Genomic DNA, 20,953 nt, shown 5'->3' with positions numbered 1-20,953 from the left:
CCAACAGATCCGTGAACCCGCGCGGGCTTGACCTTTAGGCCCGCGCGGGTCAGCTTGCGCGAGCTTTTGGGATAGGAACATGGCCAGCAGCACCGCGCCCTTCTCTCCGTTCGAATTCATGATTGCCTGGCGCTACCTGCGCGCGCGCCGCGCCGAGGGGGGCGTGTCGGTGATGACCTGGATCAGTCTGATCGGGATCATGCTTGGTGTGGCCGCGCTGATCATCACGCTGGCCGTGCGGGCGGGCTTTCGCGGCGAGTTCGTCGATACGATCCTGGGCGCGAATGCCCATGTGACGGTCTATTCCGCGCCGACCGAGGTTGTCGAGAACTCGGGCATCTATTCGCGGCTGATGCGCGACTACGAGGACCGCGCCGCGCGTATCCGCGAGGTGCCGGGCGTGACCCGGGCCGCGCCGCTGGTGCGCGGGCAGGTGATGGTGACGCTGGCCGACCGCTCGAACGTGGCCGAGGTTTATGGCATCGCCGCCGGGGATCTGATGACGATCCCGCGTGTGGCGCAGTCCGACGAGGCGCTTGGTGATATCGACCGCTTCGGCGAGGGGATCGCCATGGGCTCGGGCCTTGCGCGCGAGTTGGGCGTGAGCGTGGGCGACAAGGTCAAACTGATCTCGCCCAATGGCGCCAAGACCGCCTTTGGCACCAGCCCGCGGGTGAGCGCCTATGAGGTCGTCTATATCTTCACCGCCGGCCGTTGGGATATCGACCGCACGCGTATCTACATGCCCTTCGCCGAGGCGCAGAGCTATTTCAATCGCGAGGGCGGCGCAGACGAGATCGAGGTGGACGTGACCGAACCCGAGCGCGTCGATGACTGGACGCCACAGCTGATCGCGGCGGGCGGCGCTGGCACCATGCTCTGGAGCTGGCGCGACGCTTCGGGCAGCTTCCTGCGCGCGCTCGACATGGAGGATAACGTGATGTTCGTCATCCTCTCGGTCCTCGTGCTGATCGCGACGATGAACATCACCTCGGGGCTGATCATGCTGGTCAAGAACAAGGGCCGCGATATCGGCATCCTGCGCACCATGGGTCTGACCGAAGGCTCGGTTCTGCGCGTCTTCTTTCTGTGCGGGGCATTTACCGGGGTGCTGGGGACGCTTCTGGGCCTTGTGCTCGGCGTCGTCTTCTCGCTCAACATTGAGCATGTAATGAACTTCATCAACTGGCTGAACGGCGGCGGCGCGTGGGACCCTTCGGTGCGTGGGATCTACGAATTGCCCGCCAAGCTGCGCGCGGTCGATATCGCCAAGGCGGTCGGCCTGTCGCTCGGGCTGAGCTTTGTCGTCACGATCTTCCCCGCGCGCCGCGCCGCGCGCCTGAACCCGGTGGAGGCACTGCGCTATGAGTGATGTGCTGACACTGGAGCGGCTGGAAAAAAGCTACAATCGCGGCAAGCCGGGCGAGATTGCCGTGCTGCGCGGGGTGAACCTGACGATCCCGCGTGGGCAGGTCGTGGCTCTGGTGGCGCCCTCGGGGGCAGGCAAATCGACGCTGCTGCATATCGCGGGGCTGCTGGACACGCCCGACAGCGGGCGCGTGGTAATCGGCGGGCAGGATCTGAGCGGAGCCTCCGACCGCCGCCGGACCGAGGCGCGCCGCGCCGATCTGGGCTTTGTCTATCAGTTCCACCACCTGCTGCCCGAGTTCACGGCACTGGAAAACATCGTCCTGCCGCAACTGGCGAACGGGGCAGGGGGCAAGGCCGCCGAGGAACGTGCGCGCGCGCTTTTGGGGCGCGTGGGGCTTGCCGAGCGCGTCGATCACCGCCCCTCGGCCCTGTCGGGCGGAGAGCAGCAGCGCGTCGCCTTCTGCCGCGCGCTGGCCAACCAGCCCAAGCTGTTGCTGGCCGATGAGCCGACCGGAAACCTCGACCCGGCGACCTCGGACACGGTGTTCGATGTGCTGATGGAGCTGGTGCGCGAAACCGGGCTTTCGGCGCTGATCGCAACGCATAACCTCGACCTCGCCGCCAAGATGGACCGGATCGTGCGCCTCGATGGCGGGCAACTGACGGAGTAAGCGATGATCCTTTACGGCATTCCCACCTGCGACACCTGCCGCAAGGCGAAAAAGGCGCTGGAAGCCGCGGGCCATCAGGTCACCCTGCGCGATGTCCGCGCCGAACCCCTGAGCGGCGACGAGATCGCCGAGTTTGTGGCGCAGTTCGGTGAGAGAATCGTCAATCGCGCCTCAACGACCTGGCGCGGTCTGACCGAGGTCGAGCGCGCGGCGCCCGTGCCTGATCTTCTCGCAGCTCATCCGACGCTGATGAAACGCCCTGTGATCCGGGGCGCGCAGCTGACACTTGGATGGGATAAGGCCGCGCAGGCGGCTCAGGGGCTCTAGCCCCGAAATGAGAGCGGCCCGACAGGGTCGGGCCGCGGAAATTTCAGAGCAGTTTCAGGTCGCTCGCCGAGGCGCGGCCGTCACGGCCCGACTGCAGCTCGTAGCTGACTTTCTGATTGTCCTGCAGACCCTTGAGGCCGGCGCGCTCAACCGCCGAGATATGGACGAAGACGTCCTTGCCACCCTCGTCGGGCGCGATGAAGCCGTAGCCTTTGGTGGTGTTGAACCATTTCACGGTGCCAGTGGCCATTCCGTTCACTCCTTCAGGTTTTCCCGGGCAGAATTGCTTCCGGGCCGTGCAGCCAGGTCTTTCAAGTCTTCCGGCTGCCCCGCGAAGGGAGCGGTAGAAAGTCTGCAGTCACGCGAGGCCAGCCTGCCACAAGCCAAGAGAAAATCAACGAAAATAAATGTGACACCCGTGCGAAGGCCGATTTCTTGCCCAAAACGGCGTCAGGCGCCCTTGTGGGGGCGCCTGACGGGGGGCTTGGTAGGGTAACTGTGCAATCAGCGCAGGTCGGGGGGTAGAGCCTCGCCCTTGAGCGTTTCGATGATTGCGTCGAGCGCCGCCGTTTCGGTGCGGTTCTCGCCCAGGCGACGGACGGAAACGGTGCGTTCCTCGACCTCTTTCATGCCGATGGCGAAGATGTAGGGTACCTTGCCAAGCGAATGTTCGCGGACCTTGTAGTTGATCTTCTCGTTACGGGTGTCGGCCTCGGCGCGCAGGCCGGCGGCGCGCAGCGCGGCCACGACCTCGTGGACGTAATCGTCCGCATCCGAAACGATCGAGGCCACCACGATCTGACGCGGCGCCAGCCACAGCGGCAGCTTGCCCGCATGGCTTTCGATCAGGATGCCGATGAAGCGCTCGAAAGACCCGAGCGTCGCGCGGTGCAGCATGACCGGGCGGTGGCGGTTGCCATCCTCACCGATGTAGCTGGCGTCGAGACGCTCCGGCAGCACGAAGTCGACCTGAAGCGTACCGCACTGCCAGTCACGGCCGATCGCGTCGGTCAGCACGAACTCAAGCTTGGGCCCGTAGAAGGCGCCCTCGCCGGGGTTGAGCGTGAACTCGTAGCCCGCCGCCTTGGTCGCGTTGGCCAGTGCTGCCTCGGCCTTGTCCCAGACCTCGTCCGAGCCCGCGCGCTTCTCGGGGCGATCCGAGAACTTGATCTTGAACTCGGTAAAGCCGAGGTCGCGGTAGATCCGCGAGAGGAACTCAATGAAGAGCTTGGTTTCGCTCTCGATCTGGCTTTCGCGGCAGAAGATATGCGCGTCGTCCTGCGTAAAGCCACGCACGCGCATGATGCCGTGCAGCGCACCCGAGGGTTCATAGCGTGCACACGAACCAAACTCGGCCATGCGCAGCGGCAGGTCGCGGTAGGACTTGAGGCCGACATTGAAGATCTGCACGTGGCAGGGGCAGTTCATTGGCTTGAGCGCGTTGACGACCTTCTCGCGCGCGCCTTCCTCGTCCACCTCGACGATGAACATGTTCTCCTGGTATTTCTCCCAGTGGCCCGAGGCTTCCCAGAGCTTGCGGTTCACCACCTGCGGGGTGTTGACCTCGACATAGCCGCCCTTGGTCTGCTGGCGGCGCATGTAGTCCTGCAACTGGGTGTAGATGGTCCAGCCGTTCGGGTGCCAGAAGATCTGGCCGGGCGCCTCTTCCTGCATGTGGAAGAGGTCCATCTCCTTGCCGAGCTTGCGGTGGTCACGCTTGGCGGCCTCCTCAAGCATGGTCATATGCGCCTTGAGGTCGTTCTTGTTCTTGAACGCGACGCCATAGATGCGCTGGAGCATCGGGCGGGTGTTGTCGCCAAGCCAGTAGGCGCCCGCGACATGGGTCAGCTTGAACGCATCCGCCGGAACCTGCCCGGTGTTTTGCAGGTGCGGGCCGCGGCACAGATCCTGCCAGTCGCCATGCCAGTACATCCGCAGGGGCTCCCCCTCGGGGATGCGGTTCACGAGCTCAACCTTGTAGGGCTCGTTGGTGGTGATGTAGTGCTCGACCGCGCGGACGCGGTCCCAGACTTCGGTACGGACCGGTTCGCGCGCGTTGATGATCTGCTTCATCCGCGCCTCGATCTCGCCAAGGTCTTCGGGCGTGAAGGGCTCGGCGCGATCGAAATCGTAGAACCAGCCGTAATCGCGCACCGGGCCGATGGTAACCTTCACGTCGGGCCAGATCTCTTGCACGGCGCGCGCCATGATGTGGGCGAGGTCGTGGCGGATCAGCTCAAGCGCGGACTCGTCATCCTTGAGCGTGTTGATCGACACTTTGGCGTCGGTCTCGATGGGCCACTGAAGATCCCAATGCGCGCCATTCACACGCGCCGAAAGCGCGGCCTTGGCCAGCGAGGGCGCGATGGATGCAGCGACTTCCGCCGGGGTCACGCCCGCGTCATAGGAACGCTGATTGCCATCGGGAAAGGTGAGGGTGATCTGGGACATATCGTCCTCCTCGTCGGTTTGGCGCCCACGGAACGCCCGGTTGCGGGTTATGGTCGACGCCGATATGCGACGCCCGCGCGTCCAAGTCAACGGGGCGCGCTGCGGCAATCGCGCGAGCGGGGGCTCTGCCCCCGGCTTCGCCTCCCCCGGGATATTTCTGCAAAGCCGAAATAGGCGTAGTGATCTGTTCTCTTTCGGCTTTGTTCAAATATCCAGGGGGTGAGCCCGGCACGGGCGAGGGGGCAGAGCCCCTTTTTCGGCGGTTGAGGCGCGCGGACCCGCCGGTTAGGGTAAGTCCAAGTCGAAGGGGGAACGCATGACCGATTTCATCACCACGCCCGAGGGCCGCCGGATCGCCTATGCCAAGACCGAAGGGGGCGGCCCCGGGATTGTCTTTCTGCATGGCTTCAAATCCGACATGCAGGGGACGAAGGTGCTGGCGCTCGAGGACTGGGCGCGGGCGCGGGGGCGTGCGTTTCTACGGTTCGACTATTCCGGTCACGGCCAGTCTGATGGGGAGTTCTCCGATGGCGCCATCGGGGACTGGTTCGAAGACGCGCGCGACACGATTCGCGCGCTGACTGACGGGCCGCAGGTGCTGGTCGGCTCGTCCATGGGCGGGTGGATCGCGCTTCTGCTCGCGCGACATCATCCCGAGCTTGTTGCAGGGCTGGTGACCATCGCCGCTGCCCCGGATTTCACCGAAGACGGATACTGGTCCTCGTTCGACAAGGCCGAGCGGCGCGCGCTGGAAGAGGTGGGCTATGTCGATGTGCCCTCGGACTATGGCGAGCCTTACCGGATCACGCGGCGGCTGATCAATGAGGGGCGCAACCGGTTGGTTCTGCGCGATCCGCTGAGCCTGAACTTCCCAGTGCGCTGCCTGCAGGGCACCGACGATGATGCCGTGCCGGTCGAATGGGCGACCCGCCTTTTGGCCCATGCGCAAAGCCCCGATATGCGGCTGACACTGGTGAAGGGCGCCGATCATCGGTTCTCGGAGCCTGACGATCTTGCGCTGATCGAGCAGACTGTGGCCGAGGTGCTGGGCCGGATCGGTTGAGCGGGGCATTCAACGCTGTGTCGTCGTGGCGCATCGGGCGGCCAGTGAAGTCCTGTGCAGGCTCGGTGTAGCTGCGCGATTGGCTGCGGGCGCTGTTTCTGCTAGGCTGACGTTGGGTAACCGGGGCGGGCGCCTGCCGGGCGATGCAGGTAACGCATCGCCGGACGCGTCAGGCAGAGGGGATGTCGGATGAAAGCGATCGTCTGCTGGCGGGATCGCAGGCATGGATCCGCCGTGATCTATTCGGTGCGCGATGGTGCGCTGGTGTTGCTGCGCGGCGCACGCCCTGCGGATTGCTTTCCGCCCGTGGACCGGCTTCTGGCAGCCGAGTTGCTGTTGCAGCGCCTGATCTATCTGCCGCAAGACACCTGCGGAAAAGGGCGGGCCGCTCAGCGCAGCACCGCCCCTGAACCTTGTGAAACCGGTAGCTGAGCGTCAGATCCCGCGCGGCAGGGCGGCAACCCCCGTGCGGGCCACATCCGACAGACCAAGCGGGCGCATCAGTTCGGCGAAAGCGTCGATCTTTTCCGGGGTGCCGGTGATCTCGAACACAAAGCTCTCCAGTGTCGAATCGACCACATTGGCGCGGAAGATGTCGGCCAGACGCAGCGCCTCGACGCGCTTGTCGCCCGTGCCTGCGACCTTGAAAAGTGCCAGCTCGCGTTCGACAGGGGTGCTTTCAGTGGTCAGGTCGATCACCTGGTGCACCGGTACGATGCGGCCTAGCTGCGCCTTTATCTGGTCGATCACCGCAACCGTGCCGCGCGTCACGATGGTGATGCGCGAGCGGTGGCCCTTGTGGTCCACCTCGGCCACGGTCAGGCTGTCTATGTTGTAACCGCGGCCCGAAAACAGGCCGATCACGCGGGCCAGCACGCCCGCTTCGTTATCAACCAGCACCGCCAGCGTATGCGAACGCTCCACTTCCGAGTGGAAATCGCGCAGGTCATAGGCCGAATGCGAGGTCGAGCCTTTCTTGATGTTCAGAGCGGCCATTGCCCTCTCCTTTATCTTGTAAGTCCTTGGACTACATGAATTCCTGTCGCGCCCGGGGAAGGCCCCCGGGCCACTTGATCACACCAGCGTCGCGCCCGATTTGAACGCCTCGGCATCGGCTGCCAGCAGCATCTCATTGTGCGGCTTGCCCGAGGGGATCATCGGGAAGCAGTTTTCGTGCTTCTCGACGAGGCAGTCGAACAGGACCGGGCCGTCATAGTTGAGCATTTCCATGATCGCGTCGTCCAGCTTGGCCGGATCGTCGCAGCGGATGCCCTTCCAGCCGAAGCTCTCGGCCAGCTTCACGAAATCGGGCAGGCTTTCCGACCAGGAGTGCGAATAACGCTCGCCATGCAGCAGTTGCTGCCACTGGCGCACCATGCCGAGGCGCTCGTTGTTCAGGATGAACTGCTTTACCGGCGTGCGGAACTGGGTCGCGGTGCCCATTTCCTGCATGTTCATCAGCCACGAGGCCTCGCCCGCGACGTTGATCACCAGCGCGTCGGGATGCGCGATCTGCACACCGATCGAGGCCGGGAAGCCGTAGCCCATGGTGCCAAGACCGCCCGAGGTCATCCAGCGGTTCGGCGCATCAAAGCCCAGGAACTGCGCGGCCCACATCTGGTGCTGGCCCACCTCGGTCGTGATGTAGCGGTCACGGCCCTTGGTCAGCGCCTCGAGGCGTTGCAGCGCGTATTGCGGTTTGATCGTCTTTTCCGAGTTGGTGTAGGCGAGGCAATTGACCTTCTTCCAACCCTCGATCTTGGCCCACCACTTGGCGAGGCCTTCCTTGTTGACCTTGCGCCCGCGCGATTTCCAGATCTTGAGCGCGTCTTCGAGCACATGGCCCACATCGCCCACGATCGGCAGGTCCACATGCACGATCTTGTTGATCGAGGAAGCGTCGATATCCACATGCACCTTCGTCGACTTCGGCGAGAAATCCGCCACGCGGCCGGTGATCCGGTCGTCGAAGCGCGCGCCGAGGTTAATCATCAGATCGCAGCCATGCATCGCGAGGTTGGCCTCGTAAAGGCCGTGCATCCCCAGCATCCCCAGCCAGTTCTTGCCCGAGGCCGGGTAGGCGCCCAGACCCATCAGCGTCGAGGTGATCGGGAAGCCGGTGGCATCCACCAGTTCGCACATCAACTGGCTGGCCGCGGTGCCCGAGTTGATCACGCCGCCGCCGGTGTAGAAGATCGGCCGCTCGGCGGTTTCGATCAACTCGACCAGCTTGGTGATCGCATCCAGATCGCCCTTCACCTTGGGTTGGTAGTGATCGACGCGCGCAGCCTTGGGGGCGCTATAGGTGCCGGTGGCGAACTGCACGTCCTTCGGGATGTCGATCAGCACCGGGCCAGGGCGGCCCGAGGTCGCGACGTGGAAGGCCTGGTGGATGGTTTCCGCCAGCTTCTCGGTCTCTTTCACCAGCCAGTTATGCTTGGTGCAGGGGCGGGTGATGCCCACGGTGTCGGCTTCCTGGAAACCGTCGGTGCCGATCATGAAGGTCGGCACCTGGCCCGAGAACACCACCAGCGGGATCGAGTCCATCAGCGCGTCGGTCAGGCCGGTCACGGCATTGGTGGCGCCGGGGCCCGAGGTCACCAGCACACAACCCGGCTTACCGGTCGAGCGCGCGTAGCCTTCGGCCATGTGCACGGCGGCCTGCTCGTGGCGGACGAGGATGTGACGGACGTCGTTTTGCTGGAAGATCTCGTCATAGATCGGAAGGACGGCACCACCGGGATAACCGAAGATCGTATCGACCCCCTGATCCTTGAGCGCCTGAACCACCATTTTCGCGCCGGTCATCTGCCGTGCCATCACTCTCTCCATTCCCGCGGCCCTCGGGCCTCTGAACCGTTTCGCAACAAAAAGCCCTCGCGTTTCGGGCGAGGGCGCATGGGAACCATCATGGTCAAACCGTCACCGGCCCATGCACCAACCTCCTACGACGACAAGAAGCGAGAGCATCGCTGATCCTTTCCGTTGCGTTGCAGCGGACATTAGAAAGGCGCGTCGGGGGCGTCAACGGCAAATCTGTGAATATTATGTCGCAGGGGTCGAAAAAACGTTCCAAATATTGCGTAGTGACAGCTTTCAGCGGACATTTTCAGAAAATAGCACCCGGCTTCATCCTGCTGCGGGTGCAAACATGAGCTTCGCGCGGCGAATTCTGTGCCGTTGGCCCGAGTCGTGTGGCCTTGGAGCGGGTGCGGTTCGTCGCGGGTTTTCTCGAAATGGAGATGTTTCACAGCGGCACCGCGTATCCGCTTTGGGGCGCCATGACGCAGGGGCGCTGCCGCTTTTCCCGCTTCCTTTTCGCGCGACGTTCTTTATCTTGCGGTCAGCTTTCCGGGGCCACACCGGTTCGGGATCACCGCAAAATGTGCGGATGATGCAGTTTTGCGCAAACTGGTCAGAAAAAACTACCAAAATGGGCTAAATTTCTTGACGTCCGGGGGGAGTCCGTTCAAGGAATGCTGACTGCCCCTGGAGGTAGGGGGCCAAAACCGGGAAGGGGAGGACGGAGATGGGCGCTTTGCTAGCCCTGTCGCGCCTGATTGACCGAGTAAACGAGACCATCGGAAAGGCCGTATCCTGGCTGATCCTGATGGCCGTAATCATCTCGGCTGCGAACGCGACTATTCGAAAGATCTTCAACGTATCGTCGAACGCCTGGCTGGAGTTGCAGTGGTATCTATTCGGTGCCGCCTTCCTGCTGGCCGCGGCCTATACGCTCAAGCAAAACGAGCATATCCGCATCGACATCGTTTACGGCGCGTTCTCGCGCCGCGTGCAGCACTGGATCGACCTGTTCGGGCATGTCTTCTTCCTGATGCCAATGGTCAGTCTGATGCTTTATCTGCTGTATCCCTATGTGATGCTGTCCGTGAAATCGGGCGAGGTCTCGACCAACGCGGGTGGCCTGATCATCTGGCCGGCGAAAGCCTTGCTGCTGATCGGCTTCATCCTGATGTTCGCGCAGGGCATCTCCGAGATCATCAAGAAGATCGCCGTCATGCGCGGCCTGCTCGAAGATCCGCATCCGGCGACGGGCCATCACGGCCATGACATGATCGTCGAAGAGGAGGCGCTGTGATGATGGAACTGATCGCGCAGAACATGGCGCCGATCATGTTCGTCTCGCTCATCGGCTTCCTGCTTTTGGGCTACCCCGTCGCCTTCGCACTGGCCGCGAACGGTCTGGTGTTCTTCATCATCGGGGTCGAGCTTGCCCCGCTGTCGAATGGCACGATCAACCTGAGCTGGCCGCTCTTGAACGCGATGCCCGAACGGTTCTGGGGGGTGCTGTCGAACGAGACATTGCTTGCCATTCCATTCTTTACCTTCATGGGGATCGTGCTTGAGAAATCGGGCATGGCCGAAGACCTGCTCGACACCATCGGCCAGCTCTTCGGTCCGGTGCGCGGCGGTCTGGCCTATGCCGTGATCATCGTGGGCGCGCTGCTGGCGGCCACCACGGGCGTCGTGGCGGCTTCGGTGATCGCGATGGGCCTGATCTCGCTGCCGATCATGCTGCGTTATGGCTATGACCGCAGGATCGCCTCGGGTGTGATCGCGGCGTCGGGCACATTGGCGCAGATCATCCCGCCCTCGCTGGTGCTGATCGTTCTGGCCGACCAGCTCGGCCGCTCGGTGGGCGACATGTACAAGGGCGCGATGATCCCCGGCCTCGTGCTGACGAGCATCTACCTTGGCTATGTCGCGCTGATGTCGGTGCTGCGTCCGGCCTCGATGCCCGCGCTGCCGAAAGAGGCGCGCACGCTTGGCTCGGGTGTGACCTCGCTTGCTGTGGCGCTGGCTGCCGGTCTCGCGCTCTTCTACGGCGCTGAAAAGTACCTCGAAACCAACCACAACCCGAAAGACGCGGGCATCCTGGCCGCAGCACTCGCCGTTCTGGTGATCTACGCGGTCGCGGTACTCGACAAGGCGCTCAAGATCAATGCGATGAGCCGTCTTGCCCAGCAGGTCGTCATCGTGCTGATCCCGCCGCTGGCGCTGATCTTCCTGGTGCTTGGGACCATCTTCCTTGGCGTTGCCACGCCGACCGAGGGCGGGGCCATGGGTGCCGTGGGTGCGCTGATCCTGTCGGCGATGAAGCGCCGGCTGAACTACGGTGTGGTGCGCGACGCTCTGGCCGCCACGACGCGCCTGTCGGCCTTCGTGATGTTCATCCTGCTCGGCGCGCGGGTCTTCTCGCTGACCTTCTACGGCGTGAACGGCCATTTGTGGGTCGAGCATCTGCTGGTCTCGCTGCCGGGCGGTGAGATGGGCTTCCTGATCGTCGTGTCGCTGCTGGTGTTCTTCCTGGCATTCTTCCTCGATTTCTTCGAACTTGCCTTCATCATCGTTCCCCTGCTGGCCCCCGCGGCCGAGAAGCTGGGCATCGATCTGATCTGGTTCGGGGTGATCCTGGGCGTGAACATGCAGACATCGTTCATGCACCCGCCGTTCGGATTTGCGCTGTTCTTCCTGCGTTCGGTCGCTCCGAAGTCTCCCTATATCGACAAGTTGACGGGCAAGCTGACCGATCCGGTGAAGACCTCGCATATCTACTGGGGCGCCGTGCCGTTCGTGTTTATCCAGATCATCATGATCGGTATCGTGATCGCGTTCCCGGGCATGGTCATGCACTACAAGGGCAAGGCGGTCGATCCTTCGACGATCGAGCTGAAGCTGCCCGAGATGCCAGGTCTTGGCGGTGGTCTGGGCGGTCTTGGCGGGTTTGGTGCGCCTGGGGCGGCACCGGGCTCGGCTCCGGGCGGGATGGGCCTTGGCCTGCCGCCGCTTGGCGCGCCCGGCGCGCCGACCGGTGCGCCCGCAACGCCCCCGCAGGGCGGAGGGGCAAGCCTCGTGCCGGCTCCGATGGGGCTTGGCGGGCTTCCCGCCGCCAGCAACTGAAACGAAAACGGCGGCCCACGGGCCGCCGTTCCAATTTCGGTGGTAGGGTCGTTTCAGGCAGACTCGCTGGTGCGCCCCGAATGTCCGCCACGGCGCTGATGCAGTCGCGGTGCACGCGCAGGCAGTTCCCCCATGACACGGTCGCGCTCCTCGGGCGTCATGCGTGACCAGTTGCCGATCTCGTTCAGCGTGCGGTAGCAGCCCACGCAGATCTTCTCGACCGGGTGGACCGAGCACAGCTTGATGCACGGGCTTGCGATCTCGGCCCGTTTCCAGATGCGGTCGGTGTTCTCGGGGATGTTCTCAGACATTCGAGGCCCTCAGATGCGCCAGACGATCCAGCGCTCCTTGAAGGATAAACCCGGCGGCCACGTGGTCGATCACCTCGGCGCGACGCTTTCGCGACATATCCGCCTCAAGCATCGCCCGTTCGGCCGCCACGGTCGAGAGTCGCTCGTCCCAGAAGCCGATGGGCAGGGGGGTGAGCTTTTCGAGGTTGCGGGCAAAAGCGCGGGTCGATTGGCAGCGCGGCCCCTCGGTCCCGTCCATGTTCATGGGCAGGCCAAGGACTATCCCCGCGATCTCGCGATCAGTCACGATCTTGAGCAGTTTCTCGGCGTCGAGCGTGAATTTCTCTCGCCGGATGGTCGAGAGCGGCGAGGCGACCGAACGCAACGTGTCCGAGACTGCGACGCCGATCGTCTTGGTGCCAAGATCAAGCCCCGCCACCGCGCCAAAGCGGGGCAGGGCCTCGAAGAACTCTTCGATCGTGGCGCAGATCAATTCGCCACCCCGGCGGCCTGCGCGGCGCCCGTGATCACCGACAGCGCGGCCTCGTCACCCGCAAGCGCGGTGCGGGCCATGGAGTAGACCTCGGCGGCGCGCTCGGTCTGGCCAAGCGTGGCAAGCGAGGAGATCGCGCGCGCCCACTGGCTGGCGTCGCCGCCCTCAGACTCAAGTCGCTCGACCAGTCCGTTGACCATGTTCGCGATCATCTCCTGACGCTCCTCGGGCGTCATGTCCGAGGCGGACTGCATCTGCTCGTCGGTCAGTGCCGGGCCGCGCATCGGCTCGGCAGCTTCCGCCATGGGGGGCACTTCGCCCTCGGCTGCGGCCCGGATCATCTCAAGATCCTCCGGGAGATCGGCAAAGCGGCTTTGCGCCTCGCCCCAGATCGCCTGCGCGCGGTCATCCTCGCCAAGCATCCGCAGCGACGAGATCAGCTTGGCCCAATCCGCAGCCGGCCCGCCTTCGTTTGCCAGACGGTCGTTGAGTTGCGCAACCATGCCGCGGATCATCTGCTGACGGTCCTCGGGCGACATTTCCGCCGCGGCCTGCATATCGGCAGCTGAAGGGCCGCGGCCACCCGGGGCGGGCAGCTCATACCGCGTCTCGCCAGCGATCCAGGCGAGGTTCTCGATATTGGCCAAGATCGCGGGCACCCAGGGCGCTTGCGCCGGGCCATTGCGCAGCAGTGCGTCCCAGATGCGGAAGGCGCGGTCGCCGCGCCCGTTCTGCGCCATCATCAGACCGATGTAGTAGCGCGACAGGCCCTCGGCCGGGTCCATCTCGAGCGCCTTGGCAAAGTTCTCCTCGGCTTCCTTGGTCACGAGACCGCCCGCAGCGACGACCATGTATTCGCCCAGATCGGCATAATCCTGTGCGCGCGCCTTGTCGCCCAGAACCTCGACGAGGCGTTTCTTCGTTTCCCAACCTGCGCGGTAGTTGCCCATGCTCATCTCGTTACGCGCGAGAAGGGCAAGGCCCTCGGGGTCGTCGGGGCGTTCGGCCACGGCCTTGCGCAGGCGCTCCATCAGTTCAAGGAACTGCGCATCGGGTTGCGGCTGGTCGGCCTGTGCGGCTGCGGCCTGCTTTTCTGCCTCGTCCTGCGAGGGGCGCGAGTCGTAAAGCTCGTTGGCGATGGCAAAACGTTCCTTGATCGGCTGGTCGGGGTAACCCGCCGCGCCGAGGCGCTGATAGAGGTAGAACGAGGTCGCCATGATCGCGCCAAGCACAAGGATGATTGCCATCGTTGCGCCCTTGGGCGCCTCGCGGCTGTCTTGCTCGGCCTGCGAGACGCGGTCGGCCTCTAGCATCCGGCGCGAGATTTCGACGCGGGTGCGCTCGGCCTCCTCCCGGGAGATCACGCCACGGGACATATCCTTGTCGAGATCGCGCAACTGGTCGCGGTAGACCTGCACATCATAGGCAGAGGCGGGCGCATCGGCCGCGTGCCGGCGCACGAGGGCGAGGACGAAAAGCAGCGCAACAAGCGCCACGAGGGCGGCGGTAAGGGTCCAGAACAGCATGGCGTCTCCTGTGTCTGCACCCATTTAGGCCGGATAGGCCGGGCAAGAAAGGGCCAAGCGGCAAGATGGCGCGCCTTGTCGCAGGTGCATGTCGTATTTTTCCCGCAATTGCCGCTTGGGGGTGGCTTTTGGCCGGGGGGGCGGTCCATCAATAGGACGAATGACGGGGCGTTGCGGATTCGCGCCCGTCTTGAATGCGTGCCGAAGGAGTGAACATGGCTTTGAGACGCTACTCGATGTTTGCCGTTGCGCGGGAGGCCTTGCGCTTCCACGCCGGATGGGAACGCGCCTGGCAAAGCCCCGCGCCGAAAAAGCGCTACGATGTGGTCATCGTCGGCGCGGGCGGTCATGGTCTGGCGACGGCCTATTACCTTGGCAAGGTTCACGGCATCACCAATGTCGCAGTGATCGAGAAGGGGTGGCTGGGCGGTGGCAACACCGGGCGTAACACCACGATCATCCGCTCGAACTACCTGCAAGATCCCTCGGCTGCGATCTACGAAAAGGCGCGCTCGCTTTACGAGGATCTGAGTCAGGATCTGAACTACAACGTCATGTTCTCGCCGCGTGGCCTGCTGATGCTGGCCCAGTCCGAGCATGAGATGCGCGGCTACAAGCGCACGGTCTATGCCAACAACCTGCAAGGCGTCGAGACCCGCTGGATCACGCCCTCCGAGGTCAAGGATCTGGTTCCGATCGTGAATATCGACGGGCCGCGCTACCCGGTTCTTGGCGCGCTTTATCAAGAGCGCGGCGGCACCGCACGCCATGACGCGGTGGCCTGGGGCTATGCGCGGGCCTGCTCGGCCATGGGCATGGACATCATCCAGCAATGCGAAGTGACCGGCGTGCGCACCGAGAACGGCAAGGTGCAGGGCGTCGAGACCACCAAGGGCTCGATCGACTGCGGCAAGCTGGCCATCGTGGTGGCGGGCCATTCGAGCGTGCTGGCCGAGATGGCGGGCTTCCGCCTGCCGATCGAGTCGATGGCGCTGCAAGCCTGGGTGTCGGAGCCGATCAAGCCCTGCATGGATGTCGTTGTCATGGCGAACCTTGTGCATGGCTACATGAGTCAGTCTGACAAGGGCGAGATGGTCATCGGCGGCGGCACCGACGGGTTCAACAACTACACGCAGCGCGGCTCGTGGCATCATGTCGAGGAAACTACCCGCGCCCTGATCGAGACCTTCCCGATCATCTCGCGCCTCAAGATGCTGCGCCAGTGGGGCGGGATCGTGGACATGACCGGTGACCGCTCGCCCATCCTGTCGAAAACGCCGGTTGAGAACATCTTCGTCAACTGCGGTTGGGGCACGGGCGGCTTCAAGTCGATCCCCGGTTCGGGTTGGGCGATGGCGGAACTGGTCGCCAAGGGCGAGCCGGGTCCGCTGGCCGCCGACTTCGGGCTGAACCGTTTCCGGGAAGGCCGCTTCATCGACGAATCCGTCGCGGCGGGGGTGGCGCATTGACCCGTCTTCGCTTCGCTCTGCTCCACGATCTTGCGGGCGCCGTGTCGTCCGCTTCCCGAAAGGCCCTCTGACATGCTGACTCTCACCTGTCCCTATTGCGGCGTGACCGTCGAGGAAACCGAACTTGCCCCCGGCGGCGAGGCGCATCTCAAGCGCTTCGGGCCGGGCGCGTCCGACGAGGACTTCGAAGGCTATCTCTTCGCCCGCAAGAACCCCAAGGGGGTCCATTTTGAGCGTTGGCGCCATGCCTATGGCTGCGGCAAGTGGTTTCTGGCGGCGCGCTGCACCGCCACGCTTGAGGTCTTCGGCACCTATCCGGCGCAAACGACCGAGCCTCCGGCAGAGCTGATCGTGAAAATCAACGAGAAACGACCGAACTGGGGGGGCTGGAAATGAGCACGCGTCTCGCGAAAGGCGGGCGGCTGATCGACCGCGCCAAACCGCTCAACTTCACCTTCAACGGCAAGCCCATGCGTGGCTATGCGGGCGACACGCTCGCCTCGGCGCTGCTCGGGGCCGGTCAGGTGATGCTCGGGCGTTCGTTCAAGTATCACCGTCCGCGCGGCCTCGTGGCCAGCGGCGCGGAAGAGCCGAACGCGCTGGTTAACCTTGGCCGCAACAACCGCCACGAGCCCGACCAGCGCACCACCACCACCGAACTGTTTGAGGGCGCCGAGGCGACCAGCCAGAACCACTGGCCGTCGCTCGAATTCGATGTGGGCGCGATCAACGACACCTTCTATCGCTTCCTGCCGGCGGGCTTTTATTACAAGACCTTCATGGCGCCGCGCTTCGCCTGGAAACATGTGTTCGAACCGATCATCCGCCAGTCGGCGGGTCTGGGTGCTGCGCCGAAAGAGGCAGACCCAGATCGCTATGAGCAGGCCTATGACTATTGCGACGTGCTTGTCGTCGGCGGGGGCGTGGCTGGCCTTGCAGCAGCCCTGACCGAGGCGCGCGCGGGCAAGCGCGTGATCGTGATGGAGCAGACCGCGCATTGGGGCGGTCGTGCCCCGGTCGATGGCGGCCAGATCGACGGGCAAGAGCCCGAATCCTGGGTCGCCGCGGCGGTTGAAACGCTGTCGGACATGGCCAACGTGCGCCTGATGCTGCGCACCATGGCGGCGGGTCTGCACGATCATGGCTATGCGATCGGCTATCAGTCGGTGGGCGAGCACGCCGCTGACGGTCGTCCGCGTCATCGCCTGTGGCGCGTGCGCGCGGGGCTGACCATCACCGCAAGCGGCGCGATCGAGCGTCCGATCGCCTTCTCGGGCAACGATGTGCCGGGCGTGATGCTCGCTTCGGCGGTACGCGACTATCTGGTGAACTGGGCCGTCAGCCCCGGCGACCGGGTCGTCGTGGTGACCAATAACGACGACGCCTACCGCACCGCGCTTGCGGTGCAGGCTGCGGGCCTCACAGTCCCCGCCATCATCGATGCGCGCGAAGCAGCGACCGGTGAGTTGCCGGAGTTGGCGCGCGCACGCGGTATCAAGGTGATGACCGGACGCGGCGTGGCCAAGGTGCTCGGACGCAAGTCGGTCACCGGCGTCGAGATCTGCGCCCAAGCGGGCGAGGGCGGTGTGATCGAGACGGTCGCCTGCGACTGCGTCGCCATGTCGGGCGGCTGGTCGCCGGTCGTCCACCTCTGGAGCCACTGCGGCGGCAAGCTTGTGTGGGACGACGCCGCGGCGATGTTCCGCCCCGACGCCACCCGCCCGCCGACCGGCGCGGCGGGCGAGCCGCTGGCCCGCGTGGTCGGTGCCGCGAACGGCCTGCTGCAACTCGGCGCGATCATGGACGAGGCGGGCATCCCCGCCGTGTCCGAAGTCGAGGCGCCCCTTATGCCGGTCTGGGTCATGCCCGCCGGCGCGAAGGAGAAGCTCAAGTTCAAGGCCTTCCTCGATTACCAGAACGACGTGAAGGTTTCGGACGTCCAGCTGGCCGCCCGCGAAGGCTATGAGAGCGTCGAGCATACCAAGCGCTACACTACGCTCGGGATGGCCTCGGATCAGGGTAAGCTGAGTAATATCAACGGCCTAGCGATCCTTTCGGATGCACTTGGTCGGCCGATCCCGGTGACCGGGACGACCACCTTCCGCCCGCCCTACACGCCGATCAGCTTCGGTGCCGTCACCGGCGAGGCGCGGGGCGAGCTGTTCCAGCCGCTGCGCCGCACGCCGATGCATGGCTGGCACGAGGCCAAGGGCGCGCATTGGGAACCCGTGGGGCTGTGGCGTCGCCCCTATTGCTACCCGAAAGCCGGGGAAAGCCACCGCACCGCCGTCAACCGCGAGATCGTCAACACCCGCACCAATGTGGGCCTGCTCGACGCCTCGACGCTTGGCAAGATCGTGGTGAAGGGGCCGGACGCGGGGCGTTTCCTCGACATGCTCTACACCAACATGATGTCGAACCTCGCCGTGGGCAAATGCCGCTACGGTCTGATGTGCAACGAGAACGGCTTCCTAAGCGATGACGGCGTCGTCGTGCGTCTGTCCGAGGATACCTGGCTGTGCCACACGACGTCGGGCGGTGCCGACCGCATCCACGGCTGGATGGAAGACTGGCTGCAATGCGAGTGGTGGGACTGGAAGGTCTACACTGCCAACCTGACCGAGCAATATGCCCAGGTCGCGGTCGTCGGCCCGCAGGCGCGGATGCTGCTTGAGAAACTCGGCGGGATGGACGTCTCGAAAGAGGCGCTGCCCTTCATGACCTTCGCCGAAGGCACGCTTGGCGGCTTCCCGGCGCGGGTGTTCCGCATCTCTTTCTCGGGCGAGCTGAGCTACGAGATCGCCGTGCCCGCGAACATGGGTCTGGCCTTCTGGGAGGCGCTGAACGCCGCGGGCGAAGAGTTCGGCGTGATGCCCTACGGCACCGAGGCGCTGCACGTGATGCGCGCCGAGAAGGGCTTCATCATGATCGGTGACGAGACCGACGGCACCGTGATCCCGCAGGATCTGGGCCTTGGCTGGGCGATCTCGAAGAAGAAGGAAGACTATCTCGGCAAGCGCGCGCAAGAACGCAGCCACATGACCGATCCGAAGCGCTGGAAGCTTGTGGGTCTTGAGACGCTCGATGGCTCGGTGTTGCCCGATGGGGTCTATGCCGTGGCCGAAGGGCACAATGCCAACGGCCAGCGCAACACGCAGGGGCGGGTGACCTCGACCTATTACTCGCCCATGCTCAAGCGCGGGATCGCGATGGGGCTGGTGCTGAACGGACCCGACCGGATGGGCGAGGTGCTCGACTTCCCCGCTGACAAGGGGGCCGTGTTCAAGGCGAAGATCGTCGACCCGGTCTTCTACGACAAGGAAGGGGAGAAGGCCAATGTCTGAGGCAATCAGCGCACTCAAAGGCGCAAGCCACACGGGCTTTGCCACGGTTGCCGAGGCGGGCCTGACGGGGATGATCTCGATCCGGGCCGATCTGAAGTCGAAGGCGCTGGCCAAGGCTCTGAAAGGGCTCGGCCTGTCCACCCCAGGACAGCGCAAGGTCATCACCGCCGACGGGCGCAGCGTCGCCTGGATGAGCCCGGATGAGCTATTGCTCATCTGCTCCTACGACGAGGCGCCGGGCCTGAGCCAGTCGCTGAGCGAAGCCTTGGCGAAAGAGCATTCGCTGGTGACCAACGTCTCAGATGCGCGGGCGATGTTCACCGTCTCGGGCGAGAAGGGCGACGAGGTGCTGATGAAGCTTTGCCCCGTCGATTTCGCGACTTTCCCCGAAGGCGAGATGCGCCGCACCCGTGCAGCACAAGTGGCTGCCGCACTCTGGCGCTCGGGCCCGCAGGAGCTGAGCGTAATCTGCTTCCGATCGGTTGCTGCCTATATGCTCGGGCTTCTCGAGGTCTCCTCTCGCAAGGGCGGCGAGATTTTCTGAGGAGGCAGGGGGCGCTGCCCCCTCGCGGCCGGGGCCGCTCACCCCCGGGATATTTGCGCCACGTTGATGGGCAGGATCGCTCTTTCAATGTGGGGAAAATATCCTCGGGGGGTGAATTGACCGGATACGGGCAAGAGGGGGGCAGACAGCCCCCCTTCTTATTTGTGCCAAGAGGGGCTGACGGATGTGCTCAAGTGCCCTTGACCTCGGGGTCCCGCGCGCTTCTATAGGGGTAACGCTAACTGCACGCGAGAGGACAAGAAAATGGCTTTCGAACTTCCCGATCTTCCCTATGCCCATGATGCGCTTGCCGACCTTGGCATGTCGAAGGAGACGCTCGAGTATCACCACGATCTGCACCACAAGGCCTATGTCGATAACGGCAACAAGCTGATCGCCGGGACCGAGTGGGAAGGCAAGTCGCTTGAAGAGATCGTCAAGGGCACCTACCAGGCGGGCGCGGTTGCGCAAAATGGCATTTTCAACAACGCCTCGCAGCATTGGAACCACGCCCAGTTCTGGGAAATGATGGGTCCGGGCGGCAAGGCGATGCCGGGTGAGCTGGAAAAGGCGCTGGTCGAGTCGTTTGGCTCGGTTGGCAAGTTCAAGGAAGATTTCGCGGCCGCTGGCGCAGGTCAGTTCGGTTCGGGCTGGTGCTGGCTGGTCAAGGATACCGACGGCGCGCTGAAGGTGACCAAGACCGAGAACGGCGTGAACCCGCTCTGCTTCGGCCAGACCGCGCTTCTGGGTTGCGACGTGTGGGAGCATTCCTACTACATCGATTTCCGCAACAAGCGCCCGGCCTACCTCACCAACTTCCTCGAGAAGCTGGTGAACTGGGAAAACGTCGCCTCGCGCATGTAATCCGCGCTTCTGCGCGATTTCGGGGCCCGTCGGAGCGATCCGGCGGGCCTTTTCTTTTCCTGCGGCAGAACGTCTGGTCGGCTCGAAATCAACGACGTGCATCCCCATGTTGAGCAAAGAGAGACAAAAGGAGGTCGTCATGCTGCTTTCCAAAGGAATTTGGGTTGTCGTTGCGGATTCCGAGAAGGCCTTGGTTTTGCGCAATGAGGGGACGGGGCGGGAGCCGCGTCTGGCATTCGTGCGCCGCGAAGAGGCGCCCGAGGTCATCGTCGCGTCCGATGCGCCCGGGCGTCGCGCCGATGTCGGGCAGGGACAGCGCTCGGCGATGGAGGTGCCGGATTACTCCCGGCTGAATGCCGAAACCTTCATGGCGGATCTCGCCGACGATCTGGCACGCGCGCAGCGGCGCGGTGCGTTCGACAAGCTGATCCTCGTGGCGCCGCCACAGGTTCTGGGCGCGCTGCGCGCTGCGCTGAGCGAGGGGCTGGCAGCCCATGTCGTGGCCGAGATCGACAAGACCCTGACCAAGCACCCGCTGCCCGAGATCGGCAAGATCGTCGCGTCCGACATCGACGCGCTTTGACCTAGGGAAAACGCAGCCGCCCCTTTCCTTTACCG

The 20,953-nt window shown here is 64.2% G+C and carries 20 protein-coding genes; 13 read left to right on the top strand and 7 right to left on the bottom strand.

Features of this window, described 5'->3' with window-relative positions; genetic code table 11:
- Positions 1-79: 79 nt before the first annotated feature.
- From KTQ37_RS04785 to KTQ37_RS04775, 3 genes are read left to right on the top strand one after another with little or no spacing between them, the layout of a single operon-like run.
- Entirely contained in the window at positions 80-1,372 is a 1,293-nt protein-coding gene (locus KTQ37_RS04785) for a lipoprotein-releasing ABC transporter permease subunit (protein ID WP_218629327.1), read from the top strand.
- Positions 1,365-2,042, top strand: coding sequence for an ABC transporter ATP-binding protein (locus tag KTQ37_RS04780; RefSeq protein ID WP_218629326.1), 678 nt, complete (start codon positions 1,365-1,367; stop codon positions 2,040-2,042). Before KTQ37_RS04785 ends, KTQ37_RS04780 begins: the two co-directional genes overlap by 8 nt.
- Positions 2,043-2,045: 3 nt before the next feature.
- The gene (locus KTQ37_RS04775; RefSeq protein ID WP_218629325.1) at positions 2,046-2,369 is read left to right on the top strand and encodes an arsenate reductase family protein; all 324 of its coding nucleotides are present in this window, start codon (positions 2,046-2,048) and stop codon (positions 2,367-2,369) included.
- Positions 2,370-2,412: 43 nt separating this feature from the next.
- Here the strand turns inward: KTQ37_RS04775 and KTQ37_RS04770 are convergent, their stop codons facing one another.
- Both KTQ37_RS04770 and thrS read right to left on the bottom strand, forming a co-directional pair.
- Positions 2,413-2,619: a cold-shock protein gene (locus KTQ37_RS04770; protein WP_218629324.1), complete on the bottom strand. Its 207-nt coding sequence runs from the start codon at positions 2,617-2,619 to the stop codon at positions 2,413-2,415.
- Positions 2,620-2,873: 254 nt separating this feature from the next.
- Positions 2,874-4,820 (bottom strand): threonine--tRNA ligase, encoded by a 1,947-nt coding sequence (gene thrS / locus KTQ37_RS04765; RefSeq protein ID WP_218629323.1) that lies wholly within the window; start codon positions 4,818-4,820, stop codon positions 2,874-2,876.
- Positions 4,821-5,136: 316 nt separating this feature from the next.
- On the opposite strand from thrS, the gene KTQ37_RS04760 reads away from it, so the two are divergent.
- Complete coding sequence (locus tag KTQ37_RS04760; RefSeq protein WP_218629322.1) at positions 5,137-5,883, top strand: alpha/beta hydrolase; 747 nt, start codon at positions 5,137-5,139, stop codon at positions 5,881-5,883.
- A 189-nt stretch (positions 5,884-6,072) separates the two neighbouring features.
- Positions 6,073-6,315, top strand: coding sequence for a hypothetical protein (locus KTQ37_RS04755; protein ID WP_218629321.1), 243 nt, complete (start codon positions 6,073-6,075; stop codon positions 6,313-6,315).
- Between the two features lie 3 nt (positions 6,316-6,318).
- Here the strand turns inward: KTQ37_RS04755 and ilvN are convergent, their stop codons facing one another.
- Both ilvN and KTQ37_RS04745 read right to left on the bottom strand, forming a co-directional pair.
- The gene (gene ilvN / locus KTQ37_RS04750; RefSeq protein ID WP_218629320.1) at positions 6,319-6,879 is read right to left on the bottom strand and encodes an acetolactate synthase small subunit; all 561 of its coding nucleotides are present in this window, start codon (positions 6,877-6,879) and stop codon (positions 6,319-6,321) included.
- A 78-nt stretch (positions 6,880-6,957) separates the two neighbouring features.
- Positions 6,958-8,703, bottom strand: a complete 1,746-nt coding sequence (locus tag KTQ37_RS04745) for an acetolactate synthase 3 large subunit (protein WP_218629319.1) — start codon at positions 8,701-8,703, stop codon at positions 6,958-6,960.
- Positions 8,704-9,412: 709 nt separating this feature from the next.
- Between KTQ37_RS04745 and KTQ37_RS04740 the strand changes: the two genes are divergently transcribed.
- Positions 9,413-9,982: a TRAP transporter small permease subunit gene (locus KTQ37_RS04740; RefSeq protein WP_218629318.1), complete on the top strand. Its 570-nt coding sequence runs from the start codon at positions 9,413-9,415 to the stop codon at positions 9,980-9,982.
- Positions 9,982-11,805, top strand: a complete 1,824-nt coding sequence (locus tag KTQ37_RS04735) for a TRAP transporter large permease (RefSeq protein WP_236021070.1) — start codon at positions 9,982-9,984, stop codon at positions 11,803-11,805. Before KTQ37_RS04740 ends, KTQ37_RS04735 begins: the two co-directional genes overlap by 1 nt.
- A 53-nt stretch (positions 11,806-11,858) precedes the next feature.
- Here KTQ37_RS04735 and KTQ37_RS04730 read toward each other — a convergent pair whose 3' ends face one another.
- Genes KTQ37_RS04730 through ccmI form a run of 3 tightly spaced genes read right to left on the bottom strand, consistent with a single transcriptional unit; the run spans position 11,859 to position 14,114 of the window.
- On the bottom strand, positions 11,859-12,116 hold the full coding sequence (locus KTQ37_RS04730; RefSeq protein WP_218629316.1) for a DUF1289 domain-containing protein: 258 nt from the start codon (positions 12,114-12,116) through the stop codon (positions 11,859-11,861).
- A complete protein-coding gene (gene ruvX, locus KTQ37_RS04725; RefSeq protein ID WP_218629315.1) occupies positions 12,109-12,588 on the bottom strand; it encodes a Holliday junction resolvase RuvX in 480 nt (159 codons plus the stop codon). Before ruvX ends, KTQ37_RS04730 begins: the two co-directional genes overlap by 8 nt.
- Positions 12,585-14,114 (bottom strand): c-type cytochrome biogenesis protein CcmI, encoded by a 1,530-nt coding sequence (gene ccmI, locus KTQ37_RS04720; RefSeq protein WP_218629314.1) that lies wholly within the window; start codon positions 14,112-14,114, stop codon positions 12,585-12,587. Before ccmI ends, ruvX begins: the two co-directional genes overlap by 4 nt.
- A 221-nt stretch (positions 14,115-14,335) precedes the next feature.
- Between ccmI and KTQ37_RS04715 the strand changes: the two genes are divergently transcribed.
- The 6 genes from KTQ37_RS04715 to KTQ37_RS04690 all read left to right on the top strand — a co-directional run bounded on the left by KTQ37_RS04715 (position 14,336) and on the right by KTQ37_RS04690 (position 20,918).
- A complete protein-coding gene (locus KTQ37_RS04715) occupies positions 14,336-15,583 on the top strand; it encodes a sarcosine oxidase subunit beta family protein (protein ID WP_218629439.1) in 1,248 nt (415 codons plus the stop codon).
- A gap of 72 nt (positions 15,584-15,655) precedes the next feature.
- Entirely contained in the window at positions 15,656-15,979 is a 324-nt protein-coding gene (locus KTQ37_RS04710) for a sarcosine oxidase subunit delta (protein WP_218629313.1), read from the top strand.
- Positions 15,976-18,927, top strand: a complete 2,952-nt coding sequence (locus tag KTQ37_RS04705; RefSeq protein WP_218629312.1) for a sarcosine oxidase subunit alpha family protein — start codon at positions 15,976-15,978, stop codon at positions 18,925-18,927. The genes KTQ37_RS04710 and KTQ37_RS04705 overlap by 4 nt, the downstream gene beginning before the upstream one ends.
- The gene (locus tag KTQ37_RS04700; protein ID WP_218629311.1) at positions 18,920-19,471 is read left to right on the top strand and encodes a sarcosine oxidase subunit gamma; all 552 of its coding nucleotides are present in this window, start codon (positions 18,920-18,922) and stop codon (positions 19,469-19,471) included. The genes KTQ37_RS04705 and KTQ37_RS04700 overlap by 8 nt, the downstream gene beginning before the upstream one ends.
- Positions 19,472-19,735: 264 nt before the next feature.
- A complete protein-coding gene (locus KTQ37_RS04695; RefSeq protein ID WP_218629310.1) occupies positions 19,736-20,335 on the top strand; it encodes a superoxide dismutase in 600 nt (199 codons plus the stop codon).
- A gap of 139 nt (positions 20,336-20,474) precedes the next feature.
- On the top strand, positions 20,475-20,918 hold the full coding sequence (locus KTQ37_RS04690) for a baeRF12 domain-containing protein (protein WP_218629309.1): 444 nt from the start codon (positions 20,475-20,477) through the stop codon (positions 20,916-20,918).
- Positions 20,919-20,953: the final 35 nt, after the last annotated feature.

The sequence above is a fragment of the Sedimentimonas flavescens genome (assembly GCF_019264375.1).
GTDB lineage: Bacteria > Pseudomonadota > Alphaproteobacteria > Rhodobacterales > Rhodobacteraceae > Rhodobacter > Rhodobacter flavescens.
The sequence above is the reverse complement of the archived record's forward strand: the minus strand, read 5'-3'. Positions and strand labels throughout refer to the sequence as shown.